15 protein-coding genes, 1 tRNA gene and 1 other RNA gene are annotated in these 16,794 nt (G+C 71.7%); 9 read left to right on the plus strand and 8 right to left on the minus strand.

Annotation, left to right across the window (positions count from 1 at the left end; all coding sequences use genetic code 11):
• Window positions 1-143: 143 nt before the first annotated feature.
• Entirely contained in the window at window positions 144-1,391 is a 1,248-nt protein-coding gene (locus IEY30_RS19145; protein ID WP_043417064.1) for an MFS transporter, read from the minus strand.
• A gap of 156 nt (window positions 1,392-1,547) precedes the next feature.
• Here IEY30_RS19145 and IEY30_RS19150 point away from each other — a divergent pair, with 156 nt between their 5' ends.
• Window positions 1,548-2,621: a LacI family DNA-binding transcriptional regulator gene (locus tag IEY30_RS19150; RefSeq protein ID WP_030201045.1), complete on the plus strand. Its 1,074-nt coding sequence runs from the start codon at window positions 1,548-1,550 to the stop codon at window positions 2,619-2,621.
• An 81-nt stretch (window positions 2,622-2,702) separates the two neighbouring features.
• Here the strand turns inward: IEY30_RS19150 and ffs are convergent.
• Together ffs and IEY30_RS19160 are read right to left on the minus strand one after the other, a co-directional pair.
• Window positions 2,703-2,799: signal recognition particle sRNA small type (gene ffs / locus IEY30_RS19155), an RNA gene on the minus strand.
• Window positions 2,800-2,823: 24 nt separating this feature from the next.
• Window positions 2,824-4,161, minus strand: coding sequence for an MFS transporter (locus IEY30_RS19160; protein WP_030201042.1), 1,338 nt, complete (start codon window positions 4,159-4,161; stop codon window positions 2,824-2,826).
• A gap of 109 nt (window positions 4,162-4,270) precedes the next feature.
• Between IEY30_RS19160 and IEY30_RS19165 the strand changes: the two genes are divergently transcribed.
• Window positions 4,271-4,753, plus strand: a complete 483-nt coding sequence (locus tag IEY30_RS19165) for a hypothetical protein (protein WP_156035430.1) — start codon at window positions 4,271-4,273, stop codon at window positions 4,751-4,753.
• Between the two features lie 238 nt (window positions 4,754-4,991).
• On the opposite strand, the gene IEY30_RS19170 is transcribed toward IEY30_RS19165, so the two are convergent.
• Window positions 4,992-5,079, minus strand: a tRNA-Ser gene (locus tag IEY30_RS19170).
• A gap of 79 nt (window positions 5,080-5,158) precedes the next feature.
• Here IEY30_RS19170 and IEY30_RS19175 point away from each other — a divergent pair.
• Genes IEY30_RS19175 through IEY30_RS19185 form a run of 3 tightly spaced genes read left to right on the plus strand, consistent with a single transcriptional unit; the run spans window position 5,159 to window position 8,240 of the window.
• Window positions 5,159-6,094 (plus strand): MBL fold metallo-hydrolase, encoded by a 936-nt coding sequence (locus IEY30_RS19175; RefSeq protein WP_081920586.1) that lies wholly within the window; start codon window positions 5,159-5,161, stop codon window positions 6,092-6,094.
• A gap of 43 nt (window positions 6,095-6,137) precedes the next feature.
• Window positions 6,138-7,151: an ornithine carbamoyltransferase gene (gene argF, locus IEY30_RS19180; RefSeq protein ID WP_030201034.1), complete on the plus strand. Its 1,014-nt coding sequence runs from the start codon at window positions 6,138-6,140 to the stop codon at window positions 7,149-7,151.
• A gap of 54 nt (window positions 7,152-7,205) precedes the next feature.
• The gene (locus tag IEY30_RS19185; RefSeq protein ID WP_030201031.1) at window positions 7,206-8,240 is read left to right on the plus strand and encodes a metallophosphoesterase; all 1,035 of its coding nucleotides are present in this window, start codon (window positions 7,206-7,208) and stop codon (window positions 8,238-8,240) included.
• A gap of 104 nt (window positions 8,241-8,344) precedes the next feature.
• On the opposite strand, the gene IEY30_RS19190 is transcribed toward IEY30_RS19185, so the two are convergent.
• The gene (locus IEY30_RS19190) at window positions 8,345-8,881 is read right to left on the minus strand and encodes a LytR C-terminal domain-containing protein (RefSeq protein WP_030201029.1); all 537 of its coding nucleotides are present in this window, start codon (window positions 8,879-8,881) and stop codon (window positions 8,345-8,347) included.
• 45 nt (window positions 8,882-8,926) lie between these two features.
• Complete coding sequence (locus IEY30_RS19195) at window positions 8,927-9,223, minus strand: type II toxin-antitoxin system VapB family antitoxin (RefSeq protein WP_020145941.1); 297 nt, start codon at window positions 9,221-9,223, stop codon at window positions 8,927-8,929.
• Between the two features lie 51 nt (window positions 9,224-9,274).
• Between IEY30_RS19195 and IEY30_RS19200 the strand changes: the two genes are divergently transcribed.
• Window positions 9,275-10,873, plus strand: coding sequence for a helicase HerA-like domain-containing protein (locus tag IEY30_RS19200; protein ID WP_030201023.1), 1,599 nt, complete (start codon window positions 9,275-9,277; stop codon window positions 10,871-10,873).
• Window positions 10,874-11,005: 132 nt separating this feature from the next.
• The gene (locus IEY30_RS19210; RefSeq protein ID WP_052358780.1) at window positions 11,006-12,598 is read left to right on the plus strand and encodes an RNA polymerase sigma factor; all 1,593 of its coding nucleotides are present in this window, start codon (window positions 11,006-11,008) and stop codon (window positions 12,596-12,598) included.
• Window positions 12,599-12,671: 73 nt separating this feature from the next.
• Here IEY30_RS19210 and IEY30_RS19215 read toward each other — a convergent pair whose 3' ends face one another.
• Window positions 12,672-13,508, minus strand: coding sequence for a helix-turn-helix transcriptional regulator (locus tag IEY30_RS19215; RefSeq protein ID WP_052358778.1), 837 nt, complete (start codon window positions 13,506-13,508; stop codon window positions 12,672-12,674).
• 144 nt (window positions 13,509-13,652) lie between these two features.
• The gene (locus IEY30_RS19220; protein ID WP_229675102.1) at window positions 13,653-14,696 is read right to left on the minus strand and encodes a hypothetical protein; all 1,044 of its coding nucleotides are present in this window, start codon (window positions 14,694-14,696) and stop codon (window positions 13,653-13,655) included.
• Between the two features lie 116 nt (window positions 14,697-14,812).
• Here IEY30_RS19220 and IEY30_RS19225 point away from each other — a divergent pair, with 116 nt between their 5' ends.
• Together IEY30_RS19225 and IEY30_RS19230 are read left to right on the plus strand one after the other, a co-directional pair.
• Window positions 14,813-16,012 (plus strand): sensor histidine kinase, encoded by a 1,200-nt coding sequence (locus IEY30_RS19225; protein WP_030201008.1) that lies wholly within the window; start codon window positions 14,813-14,815, stop codon window positions 16,010-16,012.
• Window positions 16,009-16,656, plus strand: coding sequence for a response regulator transcription factor (locus tag IEY30_RS19230; protein WP_030201005.1), 648 nt, complete (start codon window positions 16,009-16,011; stop codon window positions 16,654-16,656). The genes IEY30_RS19225 and IEY30_RS19230 overlap by 4 nt, the downstream gene beginning before the upstream one ends.
• The last annotated feature ends 138 nt before the right edge of the window (window positions 16,657-16,794 follow it).

The following is a 16,794-nucleotide window of genomic DNA, read 5'->3' on the forward strand; positions in this document are numbered from 1 at the left end:
GCCACCCTCGGCTTCCACACCCCCGCCCATAAACTCAACGAACTACTCACCGTTGCGCACACGCCCTGAAACCGCCCGTGGCACGTGGGGCGGGGCGCTCACTCGACAGAGGTGAAGCGGGGCGGGGAGGCCACTCGACGGGGTCAGGTCGTGGGGTTGTGGACGGTGTCGTTGGGGGTGTCGGCGTCGGTGGGCTCGGGGTGGGCCGACTCGCGGACGGCGGGAAGGGCCACGAGAGCGACGACCGCCATGGCTCCGACGACGAGGAGCGAGTGCAGCACCCCGACGTGGTCGCCGAGGAAGCCGAGCAGGGGCGGGCCGGCGAGGAACGCCGTGTAGCCGATCGTCGAGACGACGCTCATCCGGGCCGCGGCGCGCTTCGGGTCGTCGGCGGCGGCGCTCATGCCGACCGGGAAGCCGAGGCTTGCCCCGATGCCCCAGATCGCCGCACCGACGAAGGCAAGCACGGGTCCGCCGAAGACGACGAGCAGGCAGCCGACGACGGCCGAGACGAACAGGACGCGCAGCACGGGGATGCGGCCACGCTGGTCGAGGACGCGCGTGCCGAGCAGGCGACCGGCGGTCATGGCCGTGAGGAAGACGGCGAAGCCGACGACGCCGACCCAGCGCTCGAGGCCGTAGCCGTCCGACAGCGCGACGGCGACCCAGTCGTTGGCCGTGCCCTCGGTGAAGGCGGCGGCCAGCACGACGACGCCGATGAGTAGGGTGCGCGGCTCGCGCCAGGCCGCTCCGATGCCGGCCTCGGAGCGCACCTCGGCGCCGCTCTCGTCGGTCTCGACCGACCGGGGCAGGAACGCACGCAGGAACCACGGGGTCACGAGCAGGAGCAGCACGACGACGCCGATGAGGTGCGCGACGACGGGCACGTGCAGGAACGACAGCCCCGCCCCGATGAGGGCGCTGACGACCGTGCCCCCGCTGAAGGCGGCATGGAAGTGCGGCATGATCGCGCGGCCGAGGAAGCGCTCGACCTCGGCGCCCTCGAGGTTCATCGCCACGTCGAAGACGCCCGTGCCGATGCCGACGAGCAGCAGACCGCCCATGACGACGGCCCGGTTGCCGGCGACGTCGACGCCAATGCCCACGCCGACGAGGCCGAGGCTCTGGATGACCGCAGCTCCGAGGAGGGTGCGGGCCGCGCCGAGGTGGTGGACGATCCAGCCCGAGAGCGGCAGGCCGATGACGGAGCCGAGCGAGGCCGCGAGCAGGGTGAGGCCGAGGGCCCCGGCCGACAGCCCGAGCGCGTGCTTGATGTCGGGGACGCGCGAGGCGAACGCCGCGAAGGCGGCCCCGTTGACCGCGAAAGCCACGAAGACGGCGGTGCGGGCCGCGCGGACGGTGGTGGCCGGCGGTGCGCTGGCGACGGACATGACTCAAGCCTCTCAGGGGCGACGGCCGGGAGGGCAGGGTCGGCGGCACGCGGGTGGTGCGGCCGAGGCTCCGCAACGACGGTCGGATGGATCGATGATGGTTCCCACGTCGCTTCGAATCGATTCGACTCGAAACGTTTCGATAGCATGCCTCCCATGGTTGCCCGAGGTCAAGCCCGTCCGACGCTCCGCGACGTCGCCGAGCGCGCCGGCGTCTCGGTGTCGACCGCCTCCCTCGTCTTCAGCGGCAAGGGGCCCGTCGCCGAGGCCACCGGCGAGCGGGTCAGGGCGGCCGCCGGCGAGCTCGGGTTCACCGGACCCAACCCCCTCGCCTCCTCGCTGCGTCAAGGACGCTCGGGAGCCATCGGCGTCCTCGTCGAGGGTCGCCTGCGCATGGCCTTCCGCGACCCCTTCGCCATCGCGGTGCTCGACGGCCTGGCCGAGGTGCTCGAGACGGTCCCGACCGGCATGCTTCTCATCGGGCAGCCCAGCGGCGCAGGCGATTCCGTCGTGCCCCAGCTCGCACCGCTCGCCCTCGACGCCGTCGTCTTCTCCCTCTGCGGACCGGGAGAGAACCCCGCCGTCGAGCACCTCGCAGCCCGCGGCATCCCGATGTTCAGCACCGGCGTGCCGAGCGACCGTCGCATCACCCAGGTCCGCGTCGACGAGCGAGCAGCAGGAGCCGCGATCGCCGAGCACGTGCGCTCGCTCGGGCACCGACACGTGGCACACGTCGCCATGCCGATGCTGCCGACGAGCGTGGCCGGCCCGGTGCCGGGCGACGAGGTGGACCCGCGCGAGGCGCACGCGCCCAGCGTCGGCCGGCTGCTCGGCTTCCGCGACGTGTTCGGACCGGACGCCCCGGCCGTCCAGACGGGCGACGGGTCCTCGTTCGAGGGCGGCACCATCGCCGGCCGCGCGCTGCTCGACGTGCCCGAGGACGAGCGCCCCACCGCGATCGTCGCCCAGTCCGATGTCATCGCCGCCGGCGTCATCACCGCCGCGGAGGAGCTCGGCCTGCGCGTGCCCGACGACCTCAGCGTCACCGGCTTCGACGGCGTCGACCTGCCGTGGCTCCCCCACCGGCTGACGACGATGGACCAGCACGGCCGCGAGAAGGGCCGCATCCTCGGCACGCTCGTGCGCAAGCGCCTCGACGGCACGAAGCCACGCAGCGTCACCCAGCCCGTGGAGCTCCGGATCGGCACGACCACGGCCCCGCCGTCCTGAAGCACCCGCCCTGACGCACCCGCCCTGACGCGACCACCCCGATACGCCAACCCAGGCACCGACGCACCGCGCCGGCCGGGGAAAGGGGACACCCCGCGTACCTGGAAGAGCTCTCCTACCCTTGCTGCATTCCTGCCCTGGGGGAGTTCGGAGAGGTACCACCACGCGGGGTGCCGACGGCAAGCATATGCCGCAGCCGACGTCAGCCGGAAATCGCCCCGTCCGTCGCCGCCGGAGCCGCCGGACCCGCCGCGACGGCCGCCTCGACCCCGCGGACCCCGTTGACGTGCGGCGGCAGCCGCCGCTCGACGACGAGCGCGATGACGGCGAGCACGGCGCACCCGACGACGAGGAAGCCGATGTAGACCAGGCCGAGGTCGCGGCCGACGAGGAAGCTCGCGACGACCGGCCCGACGACGAAGGCCACCGAGAACATCAGTGAGCTGAGTGCGTTGTAGCGGCCGCGCAGGTGGTCGGGCGCGAGGTCGTTGACCATGGCCGCGCTCGTCGGCTGGAGCATGGTCTCGCCGAGGCCGAAGACGCCGGCGCACGCGGCGAGCAGCACCGTCGCCGTCACGGTGGCGGGCACGAGCGAGGTCGCCCCGAGCAGGGACCAGGCGACCATCCAGGTCAGCGCCATGACGACGGCGACCCGGGTGCGGCGCCGGCCCTCGATGCGCTGGAGGACGAAGAGCTGCAGCACGACGATGACGACCGTGTTGGCCGCAAAGGCGTAGCCGAGCCCCTCGGTCGAGATCTGCCCCTCGGCCCGGGCGTAGGCCGGCATCCCGGCGTTGAGCTGCGGATAGCTGACGAGGGCGGCGACTGCGACGAGGAGCAGCAGCGCCCGCAGCCGCGGGTCGCGCAGCAGAGTCAGGTAGGACACCGATTCCGAGCCTGCGTCGACGGGCCGCTGCACCCGGTCGCGGGCATGACGCAGCGCGACGAGCAGGATGAACAGCCCCGGCACGTAGCTGAGGGCGTCGAGCAGGTAGACCGTCACGAAGGTGCCCGGCCGGCCGACGTCGACGAAGCGGCCACCGACGATGCCGCCGATGCCGATGCCGAGGTTGAGCAGCGTGAAGTTGAGGCCGAAGTAGCGTTGCCGCTGCTCGGTCGGGATGAGGTTGCCGATGAGGGCGCTCGATGCCGGCCAGACGATGCCGAAGCCGTAGCCCATGAGCACGAGCGCCGCCGCGGCCTGCCCCGTCGTCGTCGCGAGCGCCAGCAGCACGTCGGCCACGGCCAGCGCGACGAGGCTGCTCGCGTAGACCCGACGCGGACCGATCCGGTCGATGAGCGCCCCGGCCGGCGTGACGAGCACGATCCCCACGCCCGCCTGCAGCGCGAGCAGCAGGCCCACCGTCTCGAGCGGGATGCCGCGCACCTCGTGGAGGTAGACGACCATGAACGGCAGGACGAGGCCAGTGCCGATCGACTGGAAGACGACGGTCGAGATCAGCAGCTTGCCCTCGCGCGGCAGGTCGTGCCAGAACGAGGACAGCCGCGGCCGTTCGGGCGCAGGGCTGGTCGAGCTCACCGGGGCAGTCTGCCGCGACCCACCGACAGTCACCGCACCCCCAAGGACCTTCGCCTCTGGCGGCGCCTCCCTGCCCCGGACGAGCGTGGAGGGACTGAAGGAGGTCGCCATGTCGACCGTCGAACGACGCCACCACGCCCCAAGGCAGGCTCCCCGGCAACCCGGGCTTCGCACGGAGTCCAGAGCCGCCATCGGGCTCGGGATCGCCGGGTTCCTCGTGGCCGGCGCCACGTTCGTCACCCCGAAGGGAGAGGTGGCGGGCGCCTGCTGGACCGTCGGTTTCGCCCTCTTCTTCGGCGCGCTCGTCATGGCCGTCGTCGGCATCGTCCACGCGCGCGGCGACCGCCTCAGCGCGTTGCCGACGAGCGCCGCCGGCTGGGTGGCCCTGCTGTGCTTCATCGCCGGCGCCGCGCTCCTCTTCGGCCCCTTCGCCGAGTTCAGCCTCGCCCTCGCGCTCGTGTCGGCCGGCGCCGCGGTCCTCGGCGTCGGCGCCCTGCGCGAGCGCTCGCTGGCGGTGATCGCGCTGCCGCTGCTGGGCGGCACCTTCGTGCTGGCCTTCCTGCTCGGCGAGCTGCTCATCGGGCACGAGTGACGAGCTCGCGTATGCCGTGAGCCCGCCTCTCGAGGACCAGCGCCGCCTGTCCCTTCCGCAGTCCACGACCCGCGGGCTCAGGACACTCCGGCCCGCGGGGATGGGGGAACCGTCGGCGCGAGGCCGGTCGGGCCGCTCGTTCCTCGCGGCGGGCGGCCTCGCGCCTCCTCCCAAATCCGGAGACTCCGTCACATGACAGAGGCCCCGCCGCGCTGAGCGCGGCGGGGCCTCTGTCATGTGGCGGAGGATGGGGGATTTGAACCCCCGAGGGTTTTATCCCAACACGATTTCCAATCGTGCGCACTAGGCCACTATGCGAATCCTCCGTCGCGCAGGTTACCCGAGGCGGAGCCCGCACAAGAAATCGGCGGGCGCCAGGACCCGTCATGCAGCACACTCGGGCGCATGCCAGGCCCCGAGAAGGTCCCGCTCGACACCGACGTCGCCTGGATCCACGGCTCCCCGTCGCCGCGGCACCTCTCCGACCCGCCGCTCCAGGTCCACCACCTCGCGCCCGACACCGTCCTCGTCCGGCAGAGCAAGGACCTCACCTACGAGGCGCCGTTCATCCTGCTGCTCCTCGGCGAGGACCGCGCCCTGCTCCTCGACACCGGAGCCGTCGACGGCGCCGAGCTCCGGGCCACCGTCGACCGGCTCGTTGCAAACCACACGGCCACGCGGACGGGCGACACGGCATACGACCTCGTCGTCGCGCACACGCACGGTCACGGCGACCACGTCGCCGGTGACGCGGCCTTCGCCGACCGTCCGCACACGACGGTCGTCGGACGCGACCGCACCGACGTCGTCGCCCACTTCGGCTTCACGGACTGGCCGAGCGAGGTGGTGACGGTCGACCTCGGCGGCCGCTCGCTCGAGGTCTTCGGCATCCCCGGGCACCATGCCGCCTCGATCGCGGTGCACGACGAGCGGACGGGCCTGCTGCACACCGGCGACACCGTCTATCCCGGCCGCATCTACGTCGAGGACCCCACCGCGCTGCTCGACACCCTCGACCGGCTCGTCGCCTTCGCCGAGCAGCGCGGCGTCGAGCACGTGCTCGGCTGCCACGTCGAGATGACCCGACGGCCGGGCCGCGACTACCCCCTCGGCTCGCGCTACCAGCCCGACGAGCCGTCGCCCTTCATGACGGTGGACCGGCTGCGCGCGGCGCGCGACGCGTTCCGCACCGTCGCCGACCGCCCGGGCATCCACCGCTTCGACGACATCGTCTTCTGCGTCGGGACGGGGCCGCGGGTACTCGTTCCGCTCCAGGCGCGGGCCCTCGTCGAGCAGGTGCGGTGGAGGCTGGGACTGCTCGCCCGACGTCCGAGCACCTGAGACCGGATTGCCGCGCTCGACCTCGCCTGAAACCATCACGTGCATGTCGCTCGCCGCACTCCACCGCCGCAACCTCCTCAAGGAGATCGACCTGACGCCCGACGAGTTCCGGGCGCTGCTCGACCTCGCCGCCGAGCTCAAGGCCGCCAAGCGAGAGGGCCGCGAGGAGCGCCGCCTGGCCGGCAAGAACATCGCGCTGCTCTTCGCCAAGACCTCGACCCGCACGCGCTGCGCGTTCGAGGTGGCGGCGGCCGACCAGGGCGCGAGCACGACCTACCTCGACCCGGTCGGCTCGCAGATGGGCCACAAGGAGTCGGCGAAGGACACCGCGCGCGTGCTCGGCCGCTTCTACGACGGGATCGAGTACCGCGGCGCCGGCCACGACGTCATCGAGACGCTCGGCGCCTTCGCCGGCGTGCCCGTCTGGAACGGCCTGACCGACGACTGGCACCCGACGCAGTCGCTGTGCGACGCCCTGACGATGCGCGAGCACGCGGGCAAGCCCGACGAGCAGATCGCGTACGCCTACGTCGGCGACGCGCGCTTCAACATGGGCAACTCGCTGCTCGTCACCGGGGCCATCCTCGGCATGGACGTGCGCATCGTCGCCCCGCGGTCGCTCTGGCCGTCCGACGCCGTCATCGCCATCGCGCGGAGGTATGCCGCCGACACCGGTGCGCGCGTCACGCTCACCGAGGACGTGGCCGAGGGCGTGCGCGGTGTCGACTTCGTGCACACCGACGTCTGGGTGTCGATGGGTGAGGCCAAGGAGGTCTGGGCCGAGCGCATCGAGCTGCTGACGCCCTACCAGGTCAACGCGGATCTCCTTGCGCTGACGGGCAATCCGCAGGTCAAGTTCATGCACTGCCTGCCCGCCTTCCACGACTTGGAGACCGCCGTCGGCATGGAGGTGCACCAGCAGTTCGGGCTCAAGGAGCTCGAGGTCACCGACGACGTCTTCGAGTCCGAGGCCTCCGTCGTCTTCGACCAGGCCGAGAACCGGATGCACACCATCAAGGCCCTCATGGTCGCCACTCTGGTGCAGTTCGACGCCTGACGTTCACCCGTTGGTGGTGGCGGCGGCCGCCCACCATGGGGCATAACGGCAGTCATGCACCTTTCGCGCACCCCCGCCCTCGCGGCCGTCGCCGCCTCGCTCGTCGTCCTCTCCGCCGCAGCGGCCACGGCATCGGCCGCCGACGCCCCCGGCCAGCAGAAGGACGGGCACTACCAGTTCGCCGTCATCGGCGACGTGCCCTACGGCGACGCCCAGGTCGCGGCCTTCCCGAAGTGGGTCGACCAGATCAACGCGACGCCGAACCTGTCGTTCACCATCCACGTCGGCGACATCAAGAACGGCTCGTCGACATGCACCAACGAGTACTTCTCGATGATCCGCACCCAGTTCGACCGCTTCACCATGCCGCTCGTCTACACCCCCGGCGACAACGAGTGGACCGACTGCCACCGCACCAACAACGGCACCTACGACCCGCTCGAGCGCCTCGCCGCCATCCGGTCGACGTTCTTCCCCCAGCCCGGCCACACGCTCGGCGCCGACATGACAGTGGCGTCGCAGGCGGCGGCCGGCTTCCCCGAGAACGTCTCGTTCCGCCGGCAGGGCATCGACATCGCGACCCTCCATGTCGTCGGCAGCAACAGCGGGCTGCTCCCCTGGCCCGAGCTGGGCCACCCCACGCCGACTCCCGAGCAGCTCGCCGAGGAGAAGGTGCGCATGGACAGTGCTGTGGCACAGGTGCGCTCGGCGTTCGCCGACGCCCGGCAGCGTCATGACCGGGCCGTGGCCCTCTTCCTCCAGGCCGACATGTTCGACCCGACGTATGCCGTGACGTGGGCCGACAACTCGGCCTTCCAGCCGCTCGTGCGCGAGCTCGTCGCGCAGTCGAAGGCGTTCGACGGAGAGGTCTACCTCTTCAACGGTGACAGCCACGTCTACAACTCGGACCGGCCGCTCGCCGCCGGGTCGACGTGGCTCGACTTCTACGGCGTGCAGGGCTCGGCCGACAACCTGACCCGCGTCACGGTCGACGGATCGAGCAACAACAAGGACTTCCTCGAGGTCAGGGTCAACCGGCCCGGCGCCGAGCACGTGCTCTCGTGGGAGCGCGTCCCCTACGCCTCCTGACGTCCAGCCGCCGGTTCGAGGTGGACGCGCCGTGGATTCCGCGGCGCGTTCACCTCAACGGGGCGGGGCCGACCGAGGCCGAGACCGCCGACTCGGACGAGGTCTCAGCTGCCGACCGTGATCGTCGGGCACTGGCGCAGGGTCTGCGTCGGCGTCGGCACGGCCGGCACCTTGCCGAAGCTCTTCCAGCCGTTGCCCACGACGAGGTCGACGGTGTCGCCCTTGCGCTTGTCGTTGACGAGGACGGCCTGCGGCACGTGGCTCTTGACGAGCTGGGCCGAGTCGGCGCCCTCGGGTCCGAAGCGCACCTGGGCGACCTGCTTGATCGTCGCCTTCTTCGGGTCGTTGCCGATGGCCTTGACCTTGAAGCCGCGATCCGTCGCGGTCTTGGCGACCGCGGCGGCCAGCCCCTTGCGCGAGGTGGCGTTGTAGACGTTGAGGCTCACGTCCTCGGGGCTGAGCGGCGCGGCCGGGACCTCGGTCGTGCAGGGTCCCGGCGTCGGCGTCGTGTCACGGAAGTAGGTGGACGCGTAGTAGAACGCGCCGGCCAGGCTGAGCAGGACCACCGCGATGACGATCGTCGACCGGCGCTGGCGCCGCACCCGGTAGGTGCGGTCGTCCTCGTCCACGACCTCCGACATCCACGCTCCTTCGTCCGTCGCCCCCGATGGTCGGGCGGCCTCGTGTCAGGAGAGTACGAGGACTCGGGCGTGAAGGACAGGACGTTGCTGCAGCGCGGCGCGTAGTGCCCGGTGCAGCCCGTCCTCGAGGTAGAGCTCGCCCTCCCACTCCACGCAGTGCGGGAAGAGGTCCCCGTAGAACGTCGAGTCGTCCGCGAGCAGGCCACGCAGGTCGAGCGTGCTCTTGGTCGTGATGAGCTCGCCGAGCTGCACCACCCGAGGCGGGACGTTGGACCAGTCCTTGGTCGTCTCTAGTCCATGGTCGGGGTACGGGCGGGAGTCGCCGACGGCCTTGAAAATCACCGGGTCAGCATAGGCGGCGAACGTGGACGACCCACCACTAGAGTTCGAAGCGTGACCGAGACAGCAGCCTCAGGGGCCCCTCAGACGGGTGGCACCGGCGACACGAGCCAGATCGACGAGATCCGCGCCGGCTACGCCTTCGACGGGGGCGTGCTCAAGCTCGGCGCCGCGGTCGTCGACGGCCAGGCGCACGCCGACGCCCCGGTGCAGATCCCGCTCGGCGTGCTCAACCGCCACGGCCTCGTCGCCGGCGCGACGGGCACCGGCAAGACCAAGACCCTCCAGCTCATGGCCGAGCAGCTGTCCGACCAGGGCGTTCCGGTCTTCCTCGCCGACATGAAGGGCGACCTCTCCGGCCTCGCCACGCCGGGCGAGGGCGGCGACAAGATCACCAGCCGCGCGGCCGACGTCGGCATGCCGTGGACGGCGACGGCATACCCCACCGAGTTCTTCTCGCTCGGCGGCAAGGGCGACGGCATCGCGATCCGCGCCACGATCACGAGCTTCGGCCCGACCCTGCTCAGCAAGGTCCTCGGCCTCAACGACACGCAGGAGAGCAGCCTCGGGCTGATCTTCCACTACGCCGACAAGAACGGCCTGGCGCTGCTCGACCTCAAGGACCTGCGCGCCGTCATCAGCCACCTGACCTCCGACGAGGGCAAGGCCGACCTCAAGGAGCTCGGTGGTCTCTCGAGCGCGACGGCCGGCGTCATCCTGCGCAACCTCATCACCTTCGAGGACCAGGGCGCCGGCGACTTCTTCGGTGAGCCCGAGTTCGAGACGAGCGACCTGCTGCGCACGGCCGCCGACGGCAAGGGGATCATCTCCTGCCTCGAGCTGCCACAGGTCCAGGACCGGCCGCAGCTGTTCTCGACCTTCCTCATGTGGATGCTCGCCGATCTCTTCCACGACCTCCCCGAGGAGGGCGACCTCGACAAGCCAAAGCTCGTCTTCTTCTTCGACGAGGCGCACCTGCTCTTCAACGACGCCAGCAAGGCGTTCCTGCAGGCCATCGAGCAGACCGTCCGGCTCATCCGGTCCAAGGGCATCGGCGTCTTCTTCGTGACGCAGTCGCCCAAGGACGTCCCTGCCGGCGTGCTCGCGCAGCTCGGCAACCGCGTCCAGCACGCCCTGCGCGCCTTCACCCCCGACGACGCCAAGGCGCTCAAGCAGGCCATCGCGACCTACCCGCACACGGCATACGACATGGAGAAGCTCCTGACGAGCCTTGGCATCGGCGAGGCCGTCGTCACGGTGCTGTCCGACAGGGGCGTGCCGACCCCGGTCGCGTGGACCCGGATGAAGGCGCCCAACTCGCTCATGGACCCCTCGTCCCAGGCGACGATGGACGCCGTGATCGCCGCGTCGACGATCAAGACGAAGTATGCCGCCGTCGTCGACCGCGAGTCCGCCTACGAGATGCTCGCGGCTCGCCTTCAGGCAGCACCCGCCGCGCCCGCTCCAGCGGCCCCCGCCCCCGCCCCAGCGCCCGCAGCGCCCGCCCCAGCGCCCAAGCGGGCGGCCAAGGAGGAGCCGAGCATCATCGAGCAGGTTGCCGGCAGCTCGGCCTTCAAGTCGATGCTCCGCTCGGCCGGCACCGTGATCGGCCGCGAGATCACTCGCAGCATCTTCGGCACGCGCAAGCGCTGACCCCCACCGTCTCCCAGCCGGGGCGCCTCGACCGTTCGTGGGCCGGGGCGCCCTTTCGCGTGCCGATGCAACCAAAGCCGCTCCCGGGGTCTCGTCCCAGTGGAAGCATCGGGAGGGACGGCAGGTGGGCTCATGCACGAGAGCGACGACGGTGACCCGGTCCGGGCCGCGTACGACCTGTCGTACCGACGGCTCGTGACGCAGCTGGCCGCGCTCTGCGGAAACCTCCCCGAGGCGGAGGACATCGTGCAGGAGGCCTTCGTCACCGCGATGACGCACCGTCGCGACTTCGTCGAGGTCGCCAACCGGGAGGCCTGGCTGCGCACCGTGGCCGTCAACCTGCTGCGCAACCGCTGGCGGAGGGCCCGGGTGACCGCCCGGGTGCTGCCGAAGTTCCGTGCCGAGCTGAGCATCGACCTCGGCCCGGGCACGCCGGAGGACCACGTGGCCGTGGTGTACGCGCTCAGCCAGCTCAGCCTGCCGGTGCGCATCACCGTCGTGCTGTACTACATCGCCGACCTCAGCGTCGCGCAGGTCGCCGCCGAGCTGGGGTGCCCGAGGGGACGGTCAAGGCGCGGCTCGCCCGGGCCCGCGCCCAGATGGCCACCCACCTCACCGACCGCGAGGAGGCCGACCATGTCTGAGCTGACGAGCTTCGCCCGCGACACCGAGCGGCGCGTCGAGCAGCCGCCCTTCGAGACCCTCATGTGGCGCCAGCGCCGGGCCCGTCGTCGCCGCGCGGCGTGGCTCTCGGCGGCGGCCGTGGCTGCCGTCCTCGCGCTGGCGCTGGCCGTGTCGGGGCTCGGGCGGCTCGGCGCCCAGCGGCTGCCGTCGGCGCCGACCCCGCAGCTGACATCGGTGGCCGTCCCCGACTGGAGCGCCGACGAGGTCGTCGGCCACCCGGACGCGTTCGTCGCCGCCCAGCTCGAGTCCCGCGTCGACCGCCGGACCGTCCTGACGGTCTGGAAGCGGTGCGTCGCGCCCCGCGCCGACCACGACTGCCTCGGCCGAGAGGCCTTTGCCGTGGTGGACGGGACCGACCACCGCCTCCTCGCCCTCGGTGCGGTCACCGGGTCGAGCAACCAGCCCTCGCTGGGCGCTCCCGGGATGTACCGCGAGGTCGGCGACGGCCTCTGGTACTGGGCGCACACCGGCCCCGGTCCCTACCTGCTCTCCGCGACGATGCACCAGCCGGTGGCACTCACCGTCATGGACCGCCCCGTGGCCGTGCCCTACGGCACCCCCACCGTCGAGTGCGCCGAGGGCGAGGGCCTGTGCGCACTCGACGCCAACGCGCGCACGCTCCAGCGGGTCTCGCTCCCCGCCGTCGACGCCGTCCGCTGGGCGACGCCCAACGCCCGGGGGTGCGGCATCTGGGGCCTCGCCGGCGCCGGCGACGACCTGCGCCTCGTGGTCCAGCAGCGCAACGGCTCCTTCTCCACGGCACGGCTGCCCGGGACCGGGCACGGGACCACCATGGCCGAGGGCGGAGCCGGCTGCGAGACAGCCGTCTTCCAGAGCCGTTCCGACATGGTCGTGGAGCTGCTCGTCAGCCTCGACGAGGGAGCCACGTGGCAGGTGCGCGGCCCGATCGCGCCCCCTCAGCACCTCGAAGGACTCATCGAGGAGCAGCCCCGGCTCCGGGTGCTCCTCCCACCACGCTGGTCAGCCCTCCCCAGCACCCGGAGCATCTTCCCGATGCCCGACCCGTTGACCCCGCTCTGAGGGAGGGGGCGTGCCGGGTGGCCGCGCGCACGGGCGCGGCCACCCGGCATATGCCTGCGGTGACCCCGACGGGCTACGCGTCGAACTCGATGTCGTCGAGGTCCCCGTCGACGTCGGCGAAGTAGCTGATGACGCGGATGTCGGGCTCGTCGAGCACCTGCAGCACGAGCTGGCGCAGCTGGATCACCTGACCGGTGTCGAGGCGGATCCGCTTGGTGCGGCCGCGGGTCGGGTCGGTGTCGTGCCGCTCCCACCACTCGACGGTCGCCGGGTTGGCCTTGAAGATCTCGTCCAGGACGCGCTTGAACGACGGGTCGTCGGGGTGGCGCGCGTAGGCCTCGCGGAAGAGCGCGAGCTGGTCGGCGGCCTCCTGCTCCCAGTCGACGAAGAGGCTGCGGGCGGCCGGGTCGCAGCAGTAGAACCACAGCAGGTTGCGCTCACGCTTCGTGCGCTTGCTCTCCCAGTCCGTGAAGAGCTGGCAGGCCGTGTGGTTCGCGCCCAGGACGTCCCAGCGCGCGCCCACGACGTAGGCCGGGTTGGGGTCGAGCGAGTCGAGCAGCTCCTCGAGCTCCTCGGTGAGCTCCTCGTGGGGCTGCGGCCGCCGCGACGGCGCACCGCTCGCGAGCGCGTGCAGGTGCGACCGCCCGTCGGCGTCGAGCTTGAGGGCTCGAGCGAGCCCGTCGATGACGCTCTGGCTCGGGCGCAGGTCGCGGCCCCGCTCGATGAGGTCGTAGTACGCCACGGAGATGTTCGCCAGCTCGGCGACCTCGGTCCGGCTCAGGCCCACCCGACGGCGCCCCTTGACCCGCTTGATGCCGACCTCCTCGGGAGCGAGCTGCTTGCGGCGGGTGCGCAGGAACTCGCCCAGCGGTGAGGGGGTGCGCACGCTGAGCGGGACGTCCGTGGTCATGGCGCACATCCTGCCAGTGGCCCGGCGTCCCGATGGCGCCGACGTCGGGCGCGCGTCCACCGATCGCGTATGCCGTCAGCCTGGGTGCACGGCGGACGCACGGGCCCGTGGTCGTGCCGGTCGGGTCAGGTCGTGCCGGGCGGGTCAGGTCGTGCCGGTCGGGTCAGGTCGTGCCGGTGGGATCGGTGCCGTCGTGGCGTCCCGACCTCGCAGGGCGATGCGCCGGTCGTGCAGCACGAACAGCAGGACGGTCACCATGAGAGCTCCGAGCACGAGACCGGCGTCGGTGGTGAGGACGAGGGCAAGCGGATGCTCGGGCGCGGGCTGCGCGTCGGCGCGCGTGGCGGACAGCGCGCTGTAGAGGTTCTGGGCGAACATCACGCTCGACGACGTCCAGACCGCCGCCATGGGCACGACGAACCTCGAAGCGCCTCGGCAGGTGGTCGTCACCAGCAGACCCCAGGCCCCGAGGACCGCCCAGACCCCGGTGCTCAGGGACAGCAGGTGCCACCACTCGTCGCGCAGGTGCAGGCGGTCGGCGTCCAGACCGAGAACCCCACCGGATGCCCAGTAGATCTTGGTGAGGCCGAGCGCCAGGGCGCCGCCTGCCGCGAGCCGGGCGAGCGTGGTCCGGAGCTGCTTGGTGTGATTCCGTCCGGCCCCAACGGTGCCGCTGAACGCCCAGGGCCAGCGGGCCCGGGCGTACCCGACGAGCGCGAGCGGCAGTCCGATGCCGACACCGACGAGCGACACCATGACGAGGACCTGCTCATGGGACCACACCTCGGCGGCGCCGGCCTCCTGGTCGCGGGCGACCGCAGCCGGTCCGAGGACCGGGGCGAGCAGCACCACCGGCACGAGCAGGCCGGTGGCGACCCAGACCGGCAGCGCCACCAGCCAGGCGGGCACGCGTTCGCCCCAGGGCCGGCTGAACGCCATCGCCAGCACGATGGCCGCCGCGGCCAGGGCGGCGGTGGCGGCGTTGATCGCACGCCAGCCCGATTCTCCCATCTGAGCGGTGGGGAGGAAGAGTCCGGCGGTCCACGCGACCTTGATCAAGAGGTACGGCGTCACCGCGACGACGACCGCAGAGGCGGCGCGTCTTCGGAGCGTGAGCCACGATGAGGCGGTCGCGTTGACGGTCAGGGCTGGTTCCTTGCGGGCGCGGTCTCGCGTGTCGGCATCCATGTCTCCAACCTGCCCGCCCTGCGTCCCGAGCAGATCCCCCGTGAGAGCGGTTCGACTCCCTCGTGTGAGGGACTCGCCGACGCGCGGTGTCTGACAGGCTGGGGCGGGTGCGGACGATGTGGCGACGGTGGCTGTTCCTCGTGCTCGGGGGTGCCCTGTTCACGCCGTATGCCGTCTTCGGCTGGGTCGTGGTGCCGCTGGCAGTGCCTTCTCTGGCGTCGATGGCGGACGTCGTATTCGTCTGTGTCGCAATGGCGTCGGTCTTCGTCGCCATCGTCCTGTCGTCGTTGGCGCCCGTGGTGCGCACTGTCGAAGGTGCTCTCGCCGTCCTGCTCCTCGGCGGTCCCGCGGCCGACCTCGTCGTCGCGCGGGCGCAGACCTGGACCGAGCGCCGACGGGCCGCCGCCTGGTACCTGCTGCACACTGTCGTCGGCGCCCTCGTCTCGCTCCTTTCGGTGGTGACGCCGGTGGTCGTCATTCCCTTGATCGCCTCATGGGCAGGCGGTCGTGCCGTGACCCCGGTCGGCGCCTCGGAGGTCTCCGTCCCGCAAGCCTGGGCGCCTCTCGTGGCACTCGCACTGGTGGCGGTGCTGGCGTGCGCCGTGTGGGCTGCAGGCTCGGCGGCGGCGAGGACGGCTCCCTCGCTGCTGGGCCCCGGTCCTGCAGCACGGTTCGCCGCCCTCGAGCGACGAGCCGCAGAGCTCCACGAGCGCAACCGGCTCGCCACCGAGCTGCACGACTCCCTCGGGCACGCCCTGACCGTCATCACCCTGCAGGCGGGGGCCGCCCGCACCGTGCTCCACACCGACCCGGCCTTCGTCGAGGAGGCTCTCCACGCCGTCGAGCGGACCGGGCGGACGGCTGCTGCCGACCTCGACCACGTCCTCGGGATGCTGCGCGAGGACGCCGGGACCCGGGCGCCGCAGTCCACGTTGGCCGAGCTCGACGCCCTTCTCGCCTCGCACCGGGAGACGGGGCTGCCGGTCACGCTCGCCGTCGAGGGCGACCTCTCCCGGCTGCCTGCCGTGGTGTCGCGCGAGGTCTACCGCGTGATCCAGGAGGGTCTGACGAACGTGCAGCGACACGCCGGCACCGTGCCGACCTCCGTGCACCTCGTGCTCGCGGGCGCGCAGCTGAAGGCCGAGGTGCACAACGCGGCCCCACCGGACCGTGTGGTGCACCATCGGCGCGGCGGAGGTCACGGTCTCGAGGGAGTGCGCCAGCGGGTGCGCTTGCTCGGGGGTCAGGTCGAGAGCGGGGCGGACGGCCACGGCTGGCGCCTCCTGGTGACCGTTCCGACGGGAGCACGACGATGACGACCACGGTCCTGCTCGTCGACGACGAGCCCTTGGTGCGCAGTGGGCTCCGAGCGGTCCTCGCGAGCGCGGAGGGTATCGAGGTGGTGGGTGAGGCCGGCGACGGAGCCGAGGTGCCTGCTGCAGTGGCCCGGCTGAGCCCGACCGTGGTGCTCATGGACGTGCGCATGCCGCGCATCGACGGCATCTCGGCGACGCAGCGCCTCATGGCGTCACCGCAGCCGCCCAAGGTGCTGGTCGTCACGACGTTCGAGAACGACGAGTACGTCTACGCGGCGCTGCGGGCCGGCGCCAGCGGATTCGTGCTCAAGCGAGCCCAGCCCGAGCAGATCGTGGCAGCAGTGCGGACCGTCGCGTCCGGCGAGTCCCTGCTCTTCCCCACCGCGATCCGGTCGCTCGCCCGCGCTTATGGCCGGAGCTCCGAGTCGACACCCGCGCAGCGACTCAGCGGACGCGAGCAGGACGTGCTGCGCCTCATGGCACGCGGCCTGACCAACGCGGAGATCGCCACTGAGATGTTCGTCGGCATCGAGACCGTCAAGACCCACGTGAGCGCCGTCCTCGGCAAGCTCGGCGTCCGCGACCGGACGCAGGCGGTCATCCTGGCGTACGAGTCCGGTTTCCTCTCGCCTCGGCTTCCCTGAGCGCAGATCCTGCGACGGAGCACGAGTGCAGGCCGCGCCGCCACGAGGACGATCCGAAGGCACACGCACATGGTGGTCGGCCTCGTGCTAGCCTGCCGCGTCCCCACCGCGCGTCAGCAGCCCGCGACCGGCAGCGGA

Origin of the sequence: Terrabacter tumescens (assembly GCF_014646815.1) — a bacterium.
Taxonomy (GTDB): domain Bacteria; phylum Actinomycetota; class Actinomycetes; order Actinomycetales; family Dermatophilaceae; genus Terrabacter; species Terrabacter tumescens.